Origin of the sequence: Sphingomonas sp. Leaf67 (assembly GCF_001421965.1) — a bacterium.
In the GTDB taxonomy this organism is placed as follows: domain Bacteria; phylum Pseudomonadota; class Alphaproteobacteria; order Sphingomonadales; family Sphingomonadaceae; genus Sphingomonas.
On record NZ_LMLP01000012.1, the window covers coordinates 161,225 to 180,514 of the forward strand.

Below are 19,290 nucleotides of genomic sequence, written 5' to 3' on the forward strand. Positions count from 1 at the left end.
GACCTTATCCGCCTTCGCCGCCCCCCATGCAAGCGACGAGCGCGGCGACTTGCGCCCTGGTCGCGGCGAGTGTCGTGTCGGTGTGGATAAGATGCGTCGCGCGCTGCCGTTTTTCGGCGTCGGGCAGTTGCGAGGCGAGGATCGCGGCAAAGGCCGACTCGGTCATGGTCGGGCGCGCCAAAACGCGCGCGCGCTGGACATCGGGCGCGGCAGTGGCGACAGCGACCGAGTCGCATCGCGCGTTGCCGCCGGTTTCGAACAGCAACGGGACGTCGAGCACGACCAACGGTGCGTCGGCATGGTCGTCGAGGAAGCGTTGCCGCTCGGCCGCGACGGCGGGATGGACGATCGCTTCGAGCCGATTGCGCGCCGCCGGGTCGCCGAAGATTCGGTCGCGCAGGGTTGCGCGGTGCAGGCCGTCGGGTCCGGTCGTGCCGGGGAAGGCCGCTTCGATTGCCGGGAGCAGCGCGCCGTCCGGTCCTTGCAGCCTGTGTACGGTCGCATCGGCATCGAACACCGGCACGCCGAGGTCGCGGAACATGCCGGCTACCGTCGACTTGCCCATGCCGATCGAGCCGGTGAGGCCGAGGATATGGGTCACGCCACCAGTCGTTCGCGCAGTTCGTCGTCGCGATCGCGGGGCGGGGCGGCACCGAAGAACAGTTCGAACGCCAGCGCCGCCTGCCCAACCAGCATTTCGAGGCCGTCGACCGTGTCGAGCCCGCGATCATGCGCCTGCGCCAGTAGCGGCGTTTCGATCGGCGCATAGACCGCGTCATAGACCACCGCATCCTGCGGCAGCGGCGCGAGATCGATGGCGAGCGGGGGCTGGCCGGTCATGCCGAGTGTGCTGGCATTCACCAGCAGCCTGACCGACGGCAGCGGCGCGGTCAGCGGCAGCGCGTCGCCCTTCAACCCGAAGGTTGCGAGCAGCGCGGCGGCCTTGAGCGGATTGCGGTTGAGGACGGTTACCCGGCCGACGCCCAGTTTCGACAGCGCGAACAGGATCGCGCGAGCGGCACCACCGGCACCGATCACCGCGACCGGTTGTCTGATCAGGTCGAGGCCGGCGATCGGAGCGTGGAAACCTGCCGCGTCGGTGTTGGTCCCGATCCAGTCGCCGCCTTCGCCGCGGAACACGGTGTTGATCGCACCGATCGATCCGCGCACATCGCCCGGATCGGCGACATGGTCGAGTGCGGTCAGCTTGTGCGGGACGGTGACGTTGCAGCCGCGCCAGTTCGGATCGGTCCGCCGCGCGGCGAAATAGTCGGCCAACGCCGCCGGTTTCACGTGGAACCTTTTATACTCGGCATCGATGCCGAGCTGGTCGAGCCAGAAGCCGTGGATCAGCGGCGATTTGGATTGGGCGATCGGATCGCCGATCACTTCGGCATAGGGCTTCATGCGGGCAACATTCCCCGTTGGCGCAGATAGCGCGCGATTTCGAGCAAGGGCATGCCGAGGATCGTCCAGTGATCGCCGTCGATCCGGTCGAACAACTGCACGCCCGGCCCCTCGATCCGGAAACAGCCGACGCAGCCGGCAATCGCCGGCCATTCGGCGTCGAGATAGGTTTCGATAAAGGCGTCGGACAGCGGCCGGACGGTCAGTCTGGCATGGCCGATATGCCGCCAGACCGGACGGCCGCCCTCGACGAACACCGCCGCGCTGAACAGGTCGTGGCGTCCACCGGACAGCGCGCGCAGATGCGCGGCGGCATCGGCGCGGTCGACCGGCTTGTCGAGGACGGTGCCGTCGGCCAGCGCCACCACCGTATCCCCGCCGAGCACCATCGCCCCGCCGACACGGGTCGCGGCGCGCATCGCCTTCATTTCGGCAAGCGCATCGGCGAGGTCGCGGGGTTTCAGCTGTTCGCCGGCCAGCGCCGCCTTCGCAGCCTCTTCGTCGAGGCCGCTCGCGATCGCGTCGTGCGGGATGCCGGCAGCGTCGAGCATGGCGCGGCGGGTCGCACTCATCGAGGCGAGGACGAAGCTCATGCGCGCGGCTCGATACGGCGTTCGTTGCACAGGGTGATGATCGCCGCCGCCGTTTCCTCGATCGAGCGGCGGGTGACGTCGATGACCGGCCAGCCATTGTCGGCGAACATCCGCCGCGCGAACGACAGCTCGCGCACCACCGCATCCTGTTCGACATAATCGGTGTCGGGCATCTGGTTGAGCGACAACAGCCGGTTGCGGCGGATCGCGATCAGCCGGTCGGCGCTGGTCGTCAGCCCGACGACCAGCGGGCTGTTCAGCCGGAACAGGATCGGCGGCGGCGGGCTTTCGACGACGATCGGGATATTGGCGGTCTTGTACCCGCGATTGGCGAGATAGATCGACGTCGGCGTCTTGGAGGACCGCGAAACACCGGCGAGGACGATGTCGGCCTCTTCCCAATCCTCCGACGCGATGCCGTCGTCATGGGCGATGGTCCACTGGATCGCATCGACCCGCGCGAAATAGGCGGCGTCGAGGCTGTGCTGCCGCCCCGGACGCGCCTTCGCCTCCTGCCCAAGCAGGCTCGACAGTGCATGGCTGACCGCGTCCATCGGCGCGACGATCGGCAGGCCCAGCGCGGCGCAGCGTGCCTCCAGCATCCGCCGGATCGCCGGATTGACCAGCGTGTAGAGGACCAGCCCGGGATTGACCGCGATTTCGGTCAGAATGCGTTCGAGATGCGCTTCGGATCGCACCATCGGCCAGAAATGGCGCATCGTGTCGACATCGTCGAACTGCGCCAGCGCCGCCTTGGCGATATTCTCCAGCGTCTCGCCGGTGGAGTCGGACAGAAGGTGGAGGTGCAGCCGCATACGGGGCCTTTCTGCACAAGGCTGTGGATAAGTCGGGGGCAGGGGCTAGCGTAACTCGCCCCCGCCGCCAAGCTGTGGAAAAGCCCGATATCGATCCCGAGTTATCCACAATCCCGACACAGGCCGTGATTTTATCCACAGCCTGTGGATAACGGGGATGACATTCGGGGAATCGGCGGACTCGCGTGGGTTTCGTCCCGTCAATCTGTTGGCATTTCGGGTAATCCACCATAAGCCCCGTTACCCACCGCCCAACCACTTCCAACAACCCTATTAGATTCTACTTCTTGGTAGAGGAGCGACGACGCTGACCGGTCCTGCATCCCCGAAACCGCTTCTCCAGGTGCTGGCCGGGGGAAAGCCGCCCATGCCGCCGCTGTGGCTCATGCGGCAGGCGGGGCGGTATCTGCCCGAATATCGCGCGCTCCGTGCCGAGAAGGGCGGCTTCCTCGATCTGGTGAACGACCCGGCCGCCGCGACCGAAGTGACGTTGCAGCCGCTGCGCCGCTTCGCGTTCGACGGGGCGATCCTGTTCAGTGACATTCTGATGGTGCCGAACGCGCTGGGGCAAAAGCTGTGGTTCGAGGCGGGCGAGGGGCCGCGACTGGCGCCCGAATTGCGGACGCGGGCGGGGATCGACGCGCTGGTGCCCGATACGACGATCCTCGACCCGGTCTATGCGACGGTTCGCGGTGTGGCGACTTCCCTGCCAGCGACGACCACCTTCCTCGGCTTCGCAGGATCGCCGTGGACGGTCGCCACGTACATGATCGCAGGCAAGGGTAGCCGGGAACAGGCCGAGGCCCGGCGTATGGCCTATGGCGATCCGGCAGCGGTGCAGACGCTGATCGACCGGATCGTCGCGATGACCATCGACTATCTGGCGGGGCAGGTCGCGGCCGGGGTCGAGGTGGTGCAGCTGTTCGACAGCTGGTCGGGCAGTCTTGCGCCGGCCGAGTTCGAACGCTGGGTGATCGCGCCGACCGTGGCGATCGTCGACGGACTGCGGGCACGGTGTGATGTACCGATCATCGGCTTTCCAAAGGGCGCGGGCGGCAAGCTCGCCGCCTATGCGCGCGAGACCGGGGTCGATGCCATCGGCCTTGATGAGACGGTCGATCCGGTCTGGGCGAACGAGGCATTGCCGGCGGGCATGCCGGTCCAGGGCAATCTCGATCCGTTGTTGCTGATCGCCGGGGGCGAGGCGCTCGATGCCGGGGTCGACCAAGTGCTGGCGGCATTCACCGACCGGCCGCATGTCTTCAACCTTGGCCACGGCATCCAGCAGGACACGCCGATCGCGCATGTCGAGCGACTGGTGTCGCGGGTACGGGGGGCATGAGCGGGTTTCTCGGCGGCGCGTATCTCTGGGTGAAGGCGGCGCATATCGTGTTCGTCATTTTCTGGATGGCGGGGCTGTTCATGCTGCCGCGCTATCTGGTGCATCATCAGGAAGGGCTTGCCGACCCGGCCGAGCCGCCGCGCTGGATCCGGCGCGAGGCGTTGCTCCGGCGGATGATCCTGACGCCGGCGATGGTGATCGTCTGGGTGCTCGGGCTGTTGCTGGCCGCCAATGTCGGACTGTTCGACGGCGGTTCGGGACTGGGGTGGCTGCATGCCAAGCTGTTGGTGGTCTTGCTGCTCAGCGGCTATCATGGCTGGGCGGTCGGCTATTCGAAGAAGCTGGCGGCGGGGCGGCCGACCCTGACGCCCAAACAGCTGCGGCTGGCGAACGAACTGCCGGCGCTGGCGGCGATCGCGGCGGTGGTGCTGGCGGTGGTGAAGCCGTTTTAGCAGGGCGACACGCTTGACTTGAAGCGAGCCGCGACCTAGTCCATCCGGCAGTGGTGCCCGGTCCTCGGTGCGCCCGTCCCAGCCGCTTGCGTCCGCTTGTCTTTGCCGACCTTGCCTCCTCATCGCTGATCTGGACCACCCCCCGATGCATCTCAAAGATTTAAAGAAACACGCCCCCGCCGAACTGGTCTCGATGGCCGAGGAACTGGGGGTCGAAGGCGCGTCGACGATGCGCAAGCAGGACCTGATGTTCGCGATCCTGAAGGCGCGCGCCGAAAATGGCGAGCAGATCATGGGCGTCGGCACGATCGAAGTGTTGCAGGACGGCTTCGGCTTTCTGCGCAGCCCGGAGGCCAATTATCTCGCCGGGCCGGATGATATCTATGTCTCGCCCAACCAGGTGCGCAAGCATGGCCTGCGCACCGGCGATACCGTCGAGGGCGAGGTTCGCGCGCCGAAGGATGGCGAACGCTATTTCGCGTTGAGCAAACTGGTGTCGGTCAATTTCGACGATCCCGATGCGGTCCGTCACCGCGTCAACTTCGACAACCTCACACCGCTCTACCCCGAGAGCAAGCTGACGCTCGATCAGCTCGACCCGACGGTCAAGGACAAGTCGGCGCGGGTGATCGACATCGTGTCGCCGCAGGGCAAGGGACAGCGCACGCTGATCGTCGCGCCGCCGCGGGTCGGCAAGACCGTCATGTTGCAGAACATGGCGAAGGCGATCACCGACAACCATCCCGAAGTGTTCCTGATCGTCCTGCTGATCGACGAGCGCCCGGAAGAAGTCACCGACATGCAGCGCAGCGTGAAGGGCGAGGTGGTGTCCTCGACCTTCGACGAACCCGCGCAACGCCACGTCCAGGTCGCCGAAATGGTGATCGAGAAGGCGAAGCGGCTGGTCGAGCACAAGAAGGACGTCGTGATCCTGCTCGACAGCATCACGCGTCTCGGCCGTGCCTACAACACCGTCGTGCCGTCGTCGGGCAAGGTGCTGACCGGCGGTGTCGATGCGAACGCGCTCCAGCGGCCGAAGCGCTTCTTCGGTGCGGCGCGCAACATCGAGGAAGGCGGGTCGCTGTCGATCATCGCCACCGCGCTGATCGATACCGGCAGCCGCATGGACGAAGTGATCTTTGAAGAGTTCAAGGGCACCGGCAATTCGGAAATCGTCCTCGACCGCAAGGTGGCGGACAAGCGCATCTTCCCGGCACTCGACGTCGGCAAGTCGGGCACCCGCAAGGAAGAGCTGCTGGTCGACAAGACCAAGCTGTCGAAGATGTGGGTCCTGCGCCGCATCCTGATGCAGATGGGCACGATCGACGCGATGGAGTTCCTGCTCGACAAGATGAAGAATTCGAAGACCAACGAGGACTTCTTCGACAGCATGAATCAATAGCGTTCGGACCGCGCCGTTCCGGCGCAGATCACGAACGCGGCCGGCCGGCGGGGCAACGCCCCGACCGACGACGCGGGCCACGCCCGCGTCCGCCCCAGACCCAACGCCCGCTTTCCCACCCGGAAACGCGGGCGTTGTCGCATTCCGGGCAATTTCCGCCTATCGTGGTGCAATCACTCCCACGCGAAGGGCTGCCATGAAGATCAACGTCGAAGTCGAGTGCACCCCGGAGGAAGCCCGGCGCGCGATGGGCTTGCCGGACTTCACGCCTATCCACGAACGTTATGTCGCCATGCTGGGCGAGACGATGGAAAAGGGGGCCAGCCCCGAACTGCTCAACCAGTTGATGCAGAGCTGGGCACCCATGGGCGAGGCGGGCATGACGTTCTGGCGCAAGATGTTCGAAACGGCGGGCCGTGGCGGCTGACACGATTTTCGCGGTGTCGAGCGGACGTCCGCCCGCCGCAATCGCCGTACTGCGCATTTCCGGTGCCGGTGCAATCGGTGCGGCCACCCGGTTGGCGGGTAACCTCCCGCGACCACGGCATGCCGGCGTCCGTGCGCTACGCGACCCTGCGGATAACCAGTTGCTCGATCGGGCGCTGGTGCTGGTCTTCCAGGGACCAATGACCGCGACCGGCGAAGATCTGGTCGAACTGCATCTGCATGGCGGGCGGGCGGTCGTCGCCGGTGTCGAGCGGGTACTGGCCGATATCGACGGGCTGCGGGTGGCCGAGCCCGGCGAGTTCACCCGGCGTGCGCTGGCGCAGGGTCGCATCGACCTGACCGAAGCCGAGGGGCTTGGCGATCTATTGTCGGCCGAAACCGATGCGCAGCGGCGGATGGCCTTGGCCAATAGCGATGGACGATTGCGGCGCGCGGTGGCGGAATGGACGGCCACTGCGACGCGGCTGTCGGCGATGGTCGAGGCGGTGCTCGACCATGCCGATGAGGATGACGTCGATGCCGGCGATGAGGTGCTGACCGGTGTCCGGCGTGAAGCGGCGATACTGGCCGATACGATCGATGCGGTGCTGGCGGTGCCACCGGTCGAGCGGCTGCGCGATGGCATTCGCGTCGTGCTGGCCGGACCGCCCAATGCCGGCAAGTCGACGTTGCTGAACGCGCTGGTCGGTCGCGAGGCAGCGATCGTGTCGCCGCTGGCGGGAACGACGCGTGATGTGATCGAGATTCCGGTGACGCGCGAGGGGATCGCATGGCTGTTTCTCGACACGGCCGGGCTGCGGGACGAGGCCATCGATCCGGTCGAACGGATCGGAATCGATCGTGCGACGGACTCGATCGCGACGGCGGATATCGTGTTGTGGTTGGGCGACGACGCGCCGCCGCAAGCCGCATCGGTTCTTGCGCTACACCCGCGAAGCGATATTCGTCGCGAAGCTGTTCCGGCGGATCGTGTCGCGGTGTCCGCGGAAACGGGGGAGGGGCTGTCCGAACTTTGGCAGGCGCTGACGGAGCGAGCGTCGACAATGCTGCCGAAGGTCGATGATCTGGCACTGAATCAGCGGCAGTCAAGCCACGCCCGGACAGCGGCGGCAGCGCTGCGACGTGCTGCAACGCAACTCGACCCGCTGTTGCTGGCCGAAGAATTGCGCTATGGCGTTCAGGCATTCGCGGCGCTGACCGGAATGCGCGCGACCGAGGCGGTTCTTGACGATCTGTTCGGGCGCTTCTGTATCGGCAAATGATGTTCCACGTGGAACCCAGTACATGACCTTTGATGTAATCATCGTAGGTGGCGGCCATGCCGGTACCGAAGCAGCGTCGGCAGCGGCGCGACGCGGCGCAACGACGCTGTTGATAGATTTCGATCCGACGCGGATCGGGGCGATGTCGTGCAACCCGGCGATCGGCGGGTTGGGCAAGGGGCATATCGTTCGCGAGATCGATGCGCTCGACGGGCTGATGGGGCGCGCCGCCGATGCTGCAGCGATCCATCACCGCATGCTCAACCGGTCGAAGGGATCGGCGGTGCAGGGGCCACGGGTCCAGGCCGATCGGGTCCGCTATGCGGAGGCGGTTCGCGCATTGCTGGCGCATCCCAAGCTGAAGATCCTTGGCGGGGATATCGTCGCGCTGACGACCGACGCGGGCCGGGTCACCGGGGTCGAACTGGCCGACGGTACCCGGATCGCGGCGCGGACAGTCGTTCTCGCGACAGGTACGTTCCTTGGCGGTACGATGTTTCGGGGTGAGGAGCGATCGATCGGGGGCCGGGTCGGCGAGCGGGCGGCGACCCGACTGGGTCGGCAGCTGCGCGATCTGTCGTTGCCGATCGCCCGGTTGAAGACGGGGACACCGCCGCGGCTTGATGGCCGGACGATCGATTGGGCGGCACTTCCTGAACAGCCGTCCGATACGGATATATGGACGATGTCGCCGCGGTCCGATCCGGCGAAGCGATTGCCGCAACTGGCCTGCGCGATCGCCCGGACGACGGCCGAGACGCATGACATCATCCGCGCCGGGCTTTACCGGTCGCCGCTGTTTGGCGGATCGATCGAGGGGCGTGGTCCCCGCTATTGCCCGTCGATCGAGGACAAGGTGCATCGCTTCGGCGACCGTGACGGGCATCAGATCTTCCTCGAACCCGAGGGGCTGGATACGCATCTGGTCTATCCCAACGGCGTCTCGACCTCGCTGCCGACCGATGTGCAGCTGGCAATGCTGCGCAGTGTCGCCGGGCTGGAACGCGTCGACATCGTCACGCCGGGCTATGCGGTCGAGTATGATTATATCGATCCGCGCGCGTTGGGACCGACGCTTGCGTTGCGGGCGCTGGGCGGGCTGTATTTCGCGGGACAGATCAACGGCACGACCGGCTATGAAGAGGCGGGCGGGCAGGGCCTGATCGCCGGCGCGAACGCCGCTGGTGAGGCGCTGGGGCTTGAGCCGCTGATCCTGTCGCGGGAAAGCAGCTATATCGGTGTGATGATCGACGATCTGGTGTTGCAGGGCGTGTCGGAGCCGTACCGGATGATGACCGCGCGTGCGGAGTATCGGCTGCATCTCCGGTCGGACAATGCGGCGACCCGGCTCGGCGCGATCGGTGCGGCGGCGGGTCTGTTGTCGGCCGGGCGGATCGCGCAACAGGCCGAGCGGAGCGAACGGCGATCGGCGTTGCTGGAGCAGCTGTCGGCCCGGCATTCCGCGACCGCGCTGGCCGCCAATGGTGCGCCGGTCGCAGGGACCGATACCCGCAGCGGCGGTGAATGGCTGCTGGTGTCGGGCGTTCGGCCGGACCATCTCGGGATCGACGGACAGGATGACGTGTTGGGTGAATTGATCGAAGACGCGCGCTATGCCCCGTATCTCGAACGACAGGCAGCGGAACTGGCGGCGGCGAAGGTCGATCATGTGCAGCTGCCGGACGACTTCGCCTATCGGGCGGTGCCCGGCCTTTCCAATGAAATGGTGGAGCGTCTGACGTCGGCGGCACCCGATACGTTGGCGGCGGCCGGGCGCATTCAGGGCGTGACCCCGGCGGCACTGGTCGCGATCCTGCTGCACCATCGTTCGGGCAAGCTGGCGGCATGACCGAAGCCGAAGCGCGGGCGTGGATCGACGAACGGTTCGGGGCGGAGCGGACGGCCATGCTGGCGCGCTTTGCCGATCGGATTGTTGCGGAGACCGAGAACCAGAACCTCATTGCGGCATCGACGGTCGATCGTATCTGGCAACGGCATGTGCTGGATTCGGCGCAGCTGATCCCGTTGGCGAAAACGGCAAATGCCGGCGACTGGATCGATATCGGATCGGGGGCCGGCTTTCCCGGGATTGTCGCAGCGATTCTGACCGATCGGCAGGTTGTACTGGTCGAACCGCGCGCACGACGCGCCGCGTTGTTGGCGGCGATCGCCGACGATCTTGATCTGGCCAATATCGTCGTTCATCAGGCGAGGATCGAGAAGCTGCCGACCACCCGTCCGGCGGCGATCATCAGTGCGCGCGCCGTCGCAAAACTCGCCGCCTTATTCGCAATCGGCCATCGGCATAGCGACGGCGATACGATATGGGTGTTGCCCAAGGGACGTTCGGCGACCGAGGAACTGGTCGAAGCGCGCGCCGCGTGGCGCGGGACGTTTCACGTGGAACACAGTATTACCGATCCGACATCGTCGATCGTGGTCGCCAGGGGAGTGCACCAAGCATGATTTGCATTGCCATCGCGAACCAGAAGGGGGGCGTCGGCAAGACCACCACGGCGATCAACGTCGGTACGGCACTGGCCGCGACCGGGTTGGATGTGTTGATTCTCGACCTCGATCCGCAGGGCAATGCCTCGACCGGGTTGGGCATCGGACGCAACGATCGTGAATATTCGACCTATGACCTGCTGGTCGGCGACATGATGCTGCATGAAGCGGCGATCCCGACGCGGGTACCGCGCCTGTCGATCGTGCCGGCAACGGTCGATCTGTCGGGTGCCGAAATCGAGCTGATCGAGTTCGAAGCGCGGACGCACCGGCTCGATCGGGTGGTCGAGGCGAGCGGCGGCAAGTGGGACGTGATCCTGATCGATTGCCCGCCGTCGCTGGGCCTGCTGACGATCAATGCGATGGTGGCGAGCCATGCGCTACTGGTGCCGCTGCAGTGTGAGTTCTTCGCGCTGGAGGGGCTCAGCCAGTTGCTGACGACCGTCGAGCGGATCCGTGGCCGGTTCAATCCGGGGCTGGCGATCCTCGGCGTGGTGTTGACAATGTATGACCGCCGCAACCGGCTGACCGACCAGGTATCGGACGATGTGCGCGCGGTGTTGGGGAAAGTAGTGTTCGATACGGTGATCCCGCGCAACGTCCGTCTGTCCGAGGCACCTAGCCACGGCATGCCGGCGCTCATCTACGACTATCGTTGCGCCGGGTCGGAAGCGTATATCGCGCTCGCCCGCGAGGTGATTGCCCGGCTGCCCGGTCTGGCGGAGGCGGCATGAGCGAACAGGCAGCTCCGCGCCGCCCACGGTCGGGCGCACTGGGCCGGGGGCTCAGCTCGCTGTTGGGTGAACCCGATGGCGAGAGTTCGACCCCGCGTCATGCCGGGCCGCCGAGCGGAGTACGGCAGATGCCGGTGACCGCCCTGTCGCCATTGCCCGGACAGCCGCGTCGCTTCTTCGATGAATCGGCGCTCGACGAGCTGGCGGAATCGATCTCGGCGCGCGGCGTCATCCAGCCGATCGTCGTCCGTCCGCATGGCAAGGGCTTTCAGATCGTTGCCGGTGAGCGTCGCTGGCGTGCGGCGCAGCGGGCGCATCTGCATGAGGTGCCGGTGGTCGTCCGCGACTTCACCGATACCGAGACGATGGAAATCGCGCTGGTCGAAAATATCCAGCGCCGCGATCTGACCGCGATCGAGGAGGCGGAAGGCTATCGCCGGCTGATCGACGAATTCGGTCATACGCAGGAGGCGCTGGCGCATCTGGTCGCGAAGTCGCGCAGCCACGTCACCAATTTGTTGCGGCTGCTCGACCTGCCCAAGCCGATCCAGGACATGGTCGGTGACCAGCGGTTGAGCATGGGACATGCCCGCGCGCTCATCAACGTGCCGGGCGCCGAAACGATCGCCGAGAAGGTCGTCGCCAAGGGGCTGTCGGTGCGCGATGCCGAACGACTGGCGCGCAACGCCCGCGAACCGCGCAACGGCAAGCCAGCGCGGGCGCCGCGCCCGTCGTCGAACGACTCAGGGGGCGATGGTGCCGGCGATGCCGATCTGCGCGCGCTCGAACGGCAATTGGGCGATGTGCTGGGACTGAACGTCGACATCGTCTTCAGCGAAAAGGGCGGAACGATCACCATCGGCTATTCTACGCTCGGTCAGCTCGACATGGTCTGCCAAAGGCTGAGCGGCGAGCGGATCTGACACCCAAAATTTACGCGTCGCCCGTAGGTTAGCGGGCATGACGTTTCATACACACCCGCCACTGCCCGTTCCGGAAACGGCAGCCTCGCACGATGTGGCGGCACCGATCGGGGTTCTTCTGGATATCGCCGGGGCGTCGAGCCGGCTGTTGCTCGACCTGCCGTCGTTGCAGGCATTGACAACCGATCCCGACGACCCGGCCGGACAGGTGGGGCAGGTCGGATCGCTGGTGACGATGCAGGTCGGGCGGATGTGGATCGTCGCGGCCATCCGGTCGATCCGGCTTGCCGATGATGGCATCAATCTGGTCGCCGATGTCGATCTGATGGGGGAAGCGTATCAGCCCGAACCGTCGCAGGGACTGCGGGGGTTCCGGCGCGGGGTGACACGCTATCCGTTACCCGGCAGCCCGGTGTATCCGGTATCGCGCGATGCCCTGCGACAGATTTACGCCAAGCAGGATCGACCGCATATCACGGTCGGTCGGGTGCATATGGCACCCGATATGCGGGCGGCCCTGTATGTCGACGCGCTGCTCGGCAAGCATTTCGCGCTGGTCGGATCGACCGGTACCGGCAAGTCGACCAGCGCCGCATTGATCCTGCACCGGATTTGCGAAGCCAGTCCGCACGGACATATCGTCGTGATCGATCCGCACGGCGAATATGGCGCGGCTTTCGTCGACACCGGTGAATTGCTCGACGTGACGAACCTCCAGCTACCCTACTGGCTGCTGAATTTTCAGGAGCATTGCGACATCCTGTTGTCGCCGGGCGGCGCGGCGCGACAGGTGGAAGCGGATATCCTCGCCCGGTGCCTGCTTGCCGCCAAGGGGAAAAGCCGCATGGCGCAGGACGTCGCGCGGCTGACCGTCGATACGCCGATCCCCTATCTGCTGACCGACCTGTCGAATATCGTGCAGTCGGAAATGGCCCGGCTGGATCGTGCCAACGACAATGCTCCGTTCCTGCGGCTGAAGGCGCGGATCGAGGAATTGCGCGGCGATCCGCGCTACAGCTTCATGTTCTCAGGCATGCTGGTCGCCGATACGATGGCGGCGTTCATCAAGCGGGTGTTCCGCCTGCCGGCACAGGGGAAGCCGATCTCGATCATCGACGTATCGGGCGTACCGTCGGAAATTACCTCGGTCGTGGTCGCGGTACTCAGCCGGCTAGTGTTCGATTTCGCCCTATGGTCGCGCGGCGGCACGTCGCGGCCGGTGCTGCTCGTCTGCGAAGAGGCGCATCGTTATGTTCCGAACGAACGGTCGGGGGCCAATTCGTCGGCGGCGAATATCCTCGGGCGGATCGCCAAGGAGGGGCGCAAATATGGCGTGTCGCTGGGGCTGATCACGCAGCGGCCATCGGACCTTGCCGAAGGGGTGCTGTCGCAGTGTGGCACGATCCTGACCATGCGGCTCAACAACGAACGCGATCAGGCGTTCGTGCGCGCGGCGATGCCGGAGGATGCGCGCGGGTTTCTCGATTCGATCCCGGCGCTGCGCAATCGCGAATGCATCATCGTCGGCGAAGGGGTGACGACGCCGATCCGCGTCGCGTTCGATCCGCTCGAACCCGAACGGTGTCCGGCTTCGGGATCGCCCTCGTTCACCTCGCTGTGGCAGGAGCCGGGCGGCGCGGATGCGCTGGTCGAACAGACCATCCGCCGCTGGCGAACGGGGCGCTGATCAGCGCGCGGCGACGCCCATCAACCGGCCGAGCAGCGAACGGAAACGGCCCAGTTCCTGACCCTGCAACCGCTGCACCGTTGCAAAGGCGACCGAGCGTGGATTGACCGGTGCCCCGTTCTTCCACAGTTCGTAATGAAGATGTGGCCCGGTCGACAGGCCGGTCGATCCGACATAGCCGATCACCTGACCGCGCGAAACGCGGGTACCGGGCGCAACAACGATCCGGCTCATATGGCCATAGCCGGTGGCGAGACCGCCGCCATGATCGAGCTTTACGAAGTTGCCATAGCCGCCATGCCGTCCGGCGATCGCGACGCGACCATCGGTCGTCGCCCGGATCGGGCTGCCATAGGCGGCGGCGAAATCCATGCCCTTGTGCAGGCGGCGGAAGCCGAGCACCGGATGCACGCGCCACCCGAAATTGGACGAGATGCGCGCGGCGACCGGCCAGATCATCGATCCCTTGCGCTCGCCCACGCCCGCCGGATCGAGCCATTCGGTGCGGCTGCCATCCTGCCAGCGCACGAGGCGGACGTCGCGCCGTCCGGCCAGACCGGCATAGAGCAGCTGGCCGAGCTGTACCTCGCCAGTGGCGGCGCGGGCCTGTTCGACGATGATGTCGAAGCGATCGTCCTGGCCGACCTGTCCCATCGGGACGAGGCCGGAGACGGTGCGGATATAGGATTCGACCGCCTTGGCCGGGGCACCGGCGGCGCGCGCGGCGCGGTACAGGCTGGCCCCGACACGGCCGCGAATCCGCAAGGGGGTGTGGTCGATCGCGATCGGCCGCGCGTCGAGACGCAACGTGCCGCCTTCGCGCACGACTTCGAGGGCGAGATCGAATTTGGCGCGGAAGGCGAGCCGTTCGAGCGGGCGCGGCTGGGTCGGCGCGTCACGCCGGCCGAGCGTGATGTCGAGGCGGGTGCCGGGCGTCAGGTCGGCGGGATCGACGCGGCCGGCGATCATCGCCGCGACCTGCTGCGCTTCGCCGGCACCGACGCCGGTCCGCTGCAAGGCACCGGCCACCCCGCTGCCGAGCGTCGCCGTCGCCTCGACGACGGGCCGTTCGGGCGTGTTGGCCAGCGGGCGGACGCGCGACGTCGCGGCAGGGCGCATCCCGCTGGTGCCGCCAAGGGCGCTGGCCCCGAACGACAGGCTGCGCGCCTCGTCGAGGGCGGTGCCGTCGAGCGCGGCGGGGACGGCGCTGTAGATCGGACGATCGACGCCGGGCGACAGCATCCACACCGCGCCACACATCGCGGTGCAGGTGGCAAGGCCGCGCCACCAGGTCCGCGATCCGATGTTGGCACCCAGATCGGGAGTCCAGTCGAAGGATTCGATCCGGCCGCGCCACGCGGCGGCGGCGGGAGCGGCGGTGATCGGCGCGCGACCGAAGCGCAGCGCGCTGGTGCCGCCGGCCAGTTCCAGTCCTTCATCGGTGCGCAGGAACACGCCCAACCCCCAGTTTCGGCCGATCGATCCGGCCCGGTTCTCTCCCCCTGTGAAGCGAAGGTTTTAAAGTCAAATGAACCATCTGATATTGCCGGCGAAGCTGCGCCGGGGCGTGGGGTGAAAGCGGCGGGACGAAAGCTGCGCGTGGAACCGCCGAAAGCCGTTGCGCCGCGCGCCGACAGCACCGATGTTGTGGAGGATGAGCCAGTTCGCGCGTAGCCCGGTCACCGCTGTGCTGGGACCGACCAATACCGGCAAGACCTATCTCGCGATCGAGCGGATGTGCGGTCACGCGTCGGGGATGATCGGCTTTCCGCTACGGCTGCTGGCGCGCGAGAATTACGACCGGGTCGTCGCGCTGAAAGGCGTCGAGAATGTCGCACTGGTTACCGGCGAGGAACGTATCGTTCCGCCCAAGGCGCGCTGGTTCCTGTGTACCGCCGAATCGATGCCGCTCGAACGGGAGACGGCGTTCGTCGCGCTGGACGAGGCGCAATTGGGGGCCGATCCCGAACGCGGCCATGTGTTCACCGACCGGCTGCTGCGCGCCCGCGGGCGGGAGGAGACGATGATCCTCGGCTCCGATTCGCTGCGGCCGATGGTGCGGGCGTTGGTGAAGGATGCCGATATCATCTCGCGCCCGCGCTTTTCGACGCTCAGCTATGCCGGTGCGCGCAAATTGTCGCGGTTGCCGCGCCGCTCGGCGATCGTCGCCTTCTCGTCCGAAGAGGTCTACGCCGTGGCGGAGGCGATCCGCCGGATGCGCGGCGGGGCGGCGGTGGTGATGGGGGCGCTGTCGCCCCGCACGCGCAATGCGCAGGTCGAGATGTTCCAGTCGGGCGAGGTCGATTATCTGGTCGCGACCGATGCGATCGGCATGGGCCTCAACCTCGACGTCGCGCATGTCGCCTTTGCCAGCCTGCGCAAGTTCGATGGGCGACGGCAACGGCGATTGACCGTCGCGGAAATGGCGCAGATTGCCGGGCGGGCAGGGCGGCACCACCGTGACGGGACGTTCGGCGCGCTGGTCGAGGAAGGGCCGAACGCCTTTACCCCGGAAGAAGTGCTGGCGATCGAGGGGCATCATGTCCCCCCGCTCGAACGGCTATACTGGCGGCGCGGCGAACCCGATTTCTCCAGCATCGATGCGCTGATCGACAGCCTGTCGGAACGGCCGACCGACCCGGTGCTGACCGCGGCACCGGAGGCGATCGACCTGATCGTGCTCAAGCGACTGGCCGAAGAGGATTGGGTGCGGGCGCGGACCCGTTCGCCGATGATGGTTCGGCGGTTGTGGGCGGCGTGCGGCGTGCCCGATTTCCGCAAGCTTGGCCCCGATCCGCACAGCCGCTTCGTCGGGCGGATCTTCAGCTATCTGAGCGAGGGGGCGGGGCATATTCCGCACCAGTGGTTCGCCGACGAATTGCAGCGGCTCGATCAGATGAGCGGCGATGTCGAGACGATCGCCGGCCGGATCGCGGCGGCGCGGAGTTGGGCCTATATCGCGCACCGCAGCGACTGGTTGCTCGATCCCGAACATTGGGCCGCACGGACTCGCGGCGTCGAGGAGAAGCTGTCCGACGCGCTGCACGACCGGTTGCGGCAACGCTTCGTCGATCAGCGGACGACGCTGTTGCTGCGTCGGATCGGGGCGGGCGCAGCGGACCTGCCGGTCGATGTCGCCAGCGATGGCGCGGTCAGCGTCGATGGCCATGCACTGGGGCGGCTGACCGGTTTCCGGTTCGACGTGTCACCCGACACGCGGGTTGCCGACAAACGCCTGTTGATCGCTGCCGCCGAAAAGGGACTGGCGGGCGAACTGCGCAAGCGGGGGGCTGAACTGGCGGTCGCCGGAGACGCCGAACTGGCGCTGGTCGCCGATCCGGGTAGCGTGCCGACGCTGACGTGGAACGGGCTGCCGGTTGCGACGCTGACCGGCGGGACGACGCTCGACCGGCCGGTGGTGACGCTCGACCGCAGCCTGCACGTGCTCGACCGGGCGGCGCAGGGGCAGGTGCGTGAGCGGCTGGCGGCATGGCTGCAGGGCGAATTGACGAAGCGTGCGCCGACACTCGGCGCGCTGGCGGCGCTGGCGCGGGACCCGGCGGCGGGCGGTGCGTTGCGGGCGGTGGCGGCGGCATTGACCGAGGTCGGCGGCATCGCGCCGCGCGACGGGTTCGAGGCGATGCTGCTGCCGCTGAGCGGCGACGATCGGCGGCGGTTGCGCAAGGCGGGGGTCGCGATCGGCACGCTCGACCTGTTCGATGCGCGGCTGTTCAAGCCGGCGGCGGCACGGTGGCGGGCAGCGCTGCTGGCGGCGCGTGACGGCCATCCGGTCGAACCGCTGGCCCCCAACGCCGCGACGGTATTGCCGGCGGGGCAGGGGGCATGGGGCTATCGCCGCTTCGGTCCGCAGGCGGTACGCGTCGATCTGGTCGAGCGACTCGCCCGTGCGGCGCATGATGCGCGACAGGGCAACGCCCCGTTCGCGCCCGACCCGGCACTGGCCACCTCGATCGGTCTGAAGGTCGAGACGATCGCGCGGATGATGGCGCAGCTTGGTTTTCGACCGATCACCGGCGCGGGCGAAGCACCGCAATGGCGCTGGCAGCCGCCGCGCCGCCACGGCTCGCCGCCGACGCCCGCTCTTCGTCCGCCGCGTCCCGGCAACGCCTTTGCCGCGCTCGCCGAACTGGCGTTTCGCCGTTAATGGCGGCGCGTGCGCCCGAACTGCTCCCGCAGATGCGGATCGACCTGTTCCTCTGGTATGTGCGCTTGGCGAAAACGCGCAGTGCGGCGCAGGCGATCGCCGTCCGCGGGCTGCTGCGCATCGACGGACGACGGATCGAACGTGCCCATTGCCCGGTCCGGGTCGGCATGGTCATCGCCTTTCCGAACGACGGACGCGTCCAGATCTTGCGGGTCGATGCCCTGCCGCACCGACGCGGGCCGCCTGCCGAAGCGATGACACACTATACCAGGCTGGAACCGACGGGTGCCGCCCCCGTTGACGGAGGCGGAGACCCGGCATAACGCGGGTACGATTCGATTTTCCCGGAGCTTGTTCGACCCATGACCTACGTCGTCACCGACGCCTGCATCCGCTGCAAATACATGGACTGCGTCGAAGTGTGCCCGGTCGACTGCTTCTATGAAGGCGAGAACATGCTCGTCATCAACCCCAGTGAATGCATCGATTGCGGCGTATGCGAACCGGAGTGTCCGGCAGAGGCGATCCTGCCCGACACCGAAAGCGGGTTGGAGCAGTGGCTGGAGCTGAACAATACCTATTCGGCCCAGTGGCCTAACGTTACGCGCAACGCCAACCAGACCCCGCCCGATGCCGACAAGTGGAAGGGCGTCGAGAACAAGATGGAGCATTTCTCGGCCGAACCGGGCGCCGGCGACTGATCGGTGCGCCCCGGCCGAGCCGGGGCTGTCCCAAATCGTTTCACGTGGAACCACGGTCGCTCGGGCAGGGCGGCCGGGCGGTCGGGCTTTGCACTGGTAATTTTCTTACCAAGATGTTATAGGCTGCGGCGACGGAGGCTATTTACCTAGCTCCCCGCCCGGAGATCACCTTAGCAACGTTCCCTGACCACCTCGCCAGCCGCCGTTCGAACAGCGATTGGCGGAGGACGATGGTATCGGAACGACGACCACGGAAAGGTTACCAATGGCTGCCAAGGCATTGTCCTTCGATGTCGGCGACTATGTCGTTTACCCGAAACACGGCGTCGGCCGTGTGATTGAACTCCAGCGTAGTGAAATCGCTGGCATGCAACTCGAACTCTATGTGCTGCGCTTCGAAAAGGAGCGGATGACGCTGCGCGTTCCGACCAACAAGGCGGAAAGCGTCGGTATGCGCAAGCTGTCGTCGGACAAGACCATGCGCGAGGCAATGGAAACGCTGAAGGGCAAGCCCAAGGTCAAGCGGACCATGTGGTCGCGCCGCGCGCAGGAATATGAAGCGAAGATCAACTCCGGCGACCTCGTGTCGATCGCCGAAGTGGTCCGCGACCTGTTCCGTGCCGACGATCAGCCCGAGCAGAGCTATTCCGAGCGCCAGATCTTCGAAGCTGCGGCCAGCCGCCTTGCTCGTGAGCTGGCAGCAATGGAACAGGTCGACGAGCCGAAGGCACTGGAACGGATCATCGAGATCCTGCGCGAGGCCGCCGCGATCTATAACAAGGAAAAGACCGCCGCCTGACCGGGTCCAGCAGTCGAATCGAACGAGGGGGCGGCCGGAAACGGTCGCCCCTT

Annotated in this window: 19 protein-coding genes; 14 read left to right on the top strand and 5 right to left on the bottom strand. The window is 66.5% G+C overall.

Annotation, left to right across the window (positions count from 1 at the left end):
• Positions 1 to 4: 4 nt before the first annotated feature.
• The 4 genes from coaE to ASE90_RS08425 are packed head-to-tail and all read right to left on the bottom strand — an operon-like array spanning position 5 to position 2,815.
• A complete protein-coding gene (gene coaE / locus ASE90_RS08410) occupies positions 5 to 601 on the bottom strand; it encodes a dephospho-CoA kinase (protein ID WP_082449668.1) in 597 nt (198 codons plus the stop codon).
• The gene (locus ASE90_RS08415; protein WP_055998802.1) at positions 598 to 1,407 is read right to left on the bottom strand and encodes a shikimate dehydrogenase family protein; all 810 of its coding nucleotides are present in this window, start codon (positions 1,405 to 1,407) and stop codon (positions 598 to 600) included. The genes coaE and ASE90_RS08415 overlap by 4 nt, the downstream gene beginning before the upstream one ends.
• Positions 1,404 to 2,000, bottom strand: coding sequence for a Maf family protein (locus tag ASE90_RS08420; RefSeq protein WP_082449669.1), 597 nt, complete (start codon positions 1,998 to 2,000; stop codon positions 1,404 to 1,406). Before ASE90_RS08420 ends, ASE90_RS08415 begins: the two co-directional genes overlap by 4 nt.
• A complete protein-coding gene (locus ASE90_RS08425; RefSeq protein ID WP_055998804.1) occupies positions 1,997 to 2,815 on the bottom strand; it encodes a pyruvate, water dikinase regulatory protein in 819 nt (272 codons plus the stop codon). The genes ASE90_RS08420 and ASE90_RS08425 overlap by 4 nt, the downstream gene beginning before the upstream one ends.
• Positions 2,816 to 3,122: 307 nt before the next feature.
• Between ASE90_RS08425 and hemE the strand changes: the two genes are divergently transcribed.
• The 10 genes from hemE to ASE90_RS08475 all read left to right on the top strand — a co-directional run bounded on the left by hemE (position 3,123) and on the right by ASE90_RS08475 (position 13,572).
• Positions 3,123 to 4,157, top strand: a complete 1,035-nt coding sequence (hemE, locus tag ASE90_RS08430) for a uroporphyrinogen decarboxylase (protein WP_055998806.1) — start codon at positions 3,123 to 3,125, stop codon at positions 4,155 to 4,157.
• Positions 4,154 to 4,609, top strand: coding sequence for a CopD family protein (locus ASE90_RS08435; RefSeq protein ID WP_055998809.1), 456 nt, complete (start codon positions 4,154 to 4,156; stop codon positions 4,607 to 4,609). Before hemE ends, ASE90_RS08435 begins: the two co-directional genes overlap by 4 nt.
• Positions 4,610 to 4,754: 145 nt before the next feature.
• Positions 4,755 to 6,011, top strand: coding sequence for a transcription termination factor Rho (rho, locus tag ASE90_RS08440; RefSeq protein ID WP_055786574.1), 1,257 nt, complete (start codon positions 4,755 to 4,757; stop codon positions 6,009 to 6,011).
• A 196-nt stretch (positions 6,012 to 6,207) separates the two neighbouring features.
• Positions 6,208 to 6,438 carry a DUF6489 family protein gene (locus ASE90_RS08445; RefSeq protein ID WP_055998811.1) on the top strand — a complete coding sequence of 77 codons (231 nt, stop codon included), beginning with the start codon at positions 6,208 to 6,210 and terminating at the stop codon, positions 6,436 to 6,438.
• The gene (gene mnmE, locus ASE90_RS08450; RefSeq protein WP_055998813.1) at positions 6,428 to 7,720 is read left to right on the top strand and encodes a tRNA uridine-5-carboxymethylaminomethyl(34) synthesis GTPase MnmE; all 1,293 of its coding nucleotides are present in this window, start codon (positions 6,428 to 6,430) and stop codon (positions 7,718 to 7,720) included. Before ASE90_RS08445 ends, mnmE begins: the two co-directional genes overlap by 11 nt.
• Positions 7,721 to 7,742: 22 nt before the next feature.
• Positions 7,743 to 9,569, top strand: a complete 1,827-nt coding sequence (mnmG, locus tag ASE90_RS08455) for a tRNA uridine-5-carboxymethylaminomethyl(34) synthesis enzyme MnmG (protein WP_055998815.1) — start codon at positions 7,743 to 7,745, stop codon at positions 9,567 to 9,569.
• Positions 9,566 to 10,186: a 16S rRNA (guanine(527)-N(7))-methyltransferase RsmG gene (gene rsmG / locus ASE90_RS08460; protein WP_055998817.1), complete on the top strand. Its 621-nt coding sequence runs from the start codon at positions 9,566 to 9,568 to the stop codon at positions 10,184 to 10,186. Before mnmG ends, rsmG begins: the two co-directional genes overlap by 4 nt.
• A complete protein-coding gene (locus ASE90_RS08465; RefSeq protein ID WP_055998819.1) occupies positions 10,183 to 10,962 on the top strand; it encodes a ParA family protein in 780 nt (259 codons plus the stop codon). Before rsmG ends, ASE90_RS08465 begins: the two co-directional genes overlap by 4 nt.
• On the top strand, positions 10,959 to 11,885 hold the full coding sequence (locus ASE90_RS08470) for a ParB/RepB/Spo0J family partition protein (protein WP_055998821.1): 927 nt from the start codon (positions 10,959 to 10,961) through the stop codon (positions 11,883 to 11,885). The genes ASE90_RS08465 and ASE90_RS08470 overlap by 4 nt, the downstream gene beginning before the upstream one ends.
• Positions 11,886 to 11,922: 37 nt before the next feature.
• Positions 11,923 to 13,572 carry an ATP-binding protein gene (locus tag ASE90_RS08475; protein WP_055998823.1) on the top strand — a complete coding sequence of 550 codons (1,650 nt, stop codon included), beginning with the start codon at positions 11,923 to 11,925 and terminating at the stop codon, positions 13,570 to 13,572.
• On the opposite strand, the gene ASE90_RS08480 is transcribed toward ASE90_RS08475, so the two are convergent.
• Entirely contained in the window at positions 13,573 to 15,027 is a 1,455-nt protein-coding gene (locus ASE90_RS08480) for a M23 family metallopeptidase (protein ID WP_055999218.1), read from the bottom strand.
• A 199-nt stretch (positions 15,028 to 15,226) separates the two neighbouring features.
• Between ASE90_RS08480 and ASE90_RS08485 the strand changes: the two genes are divergently transcribed.
• From ASE90_RS08485 to ASE90_RS08500, 4 genes are all read left to right on the top strand, one after another.
• Positions 15,227 to 17,737 (top strand): helicase-related protein, encoded by a 2,511-nt coding sequence (locus ASE90_RS08485; RefSeq protein WP_055998825.1) that lies wholly within the window; start codon positions 15,227 to 15,229, stop codon positions 17,735 to 17,737.
• Positions 17,737 to 18,060 (top strand): S4 domain-containing protein, encoded by a 324-nt coding sequence (locus ASE90_RS08490; RefSeq protein ID WP_235531726.1) that lies wholly within the window; start codon positions 17,737 to 17,739, stop codon positions 18,058 to 18,060. Before ASE90_RS08485 ends, ASE90_RS08490 begins: the two co-directional genes overlap by 1 nt.
• A gap of 39 nt (positions 18,061 to 18,099) precedes the next feature.
• Complete coding sequence (fdxA, locus tag ASE90_RS08495) at positions 18,100 to 18,438, top strand: ferredoxin FdxA (RefSeq protein WP_055998827.1); 339 nt, start codon at positions 18,100 to 18,102, stop codon at positions 18,436 to 18,438.
• A gap of 265 nt (positions 18,439 to 18,703) precedes the next feature.
• Complete coding sequence (locus ASE90_RS08500) at positions 18,704 to 19,237, top strand: CarD family transcriptional regulator (RefSeq protein WP_055998829.1); 534 nt, start codon at positions 18,704 to 18,706, stop codon at positions 19,235 to 19,237.
• The last annotated feature ends 53 nt before the right edge of the window (positions 19,238 to 19,290 follow it).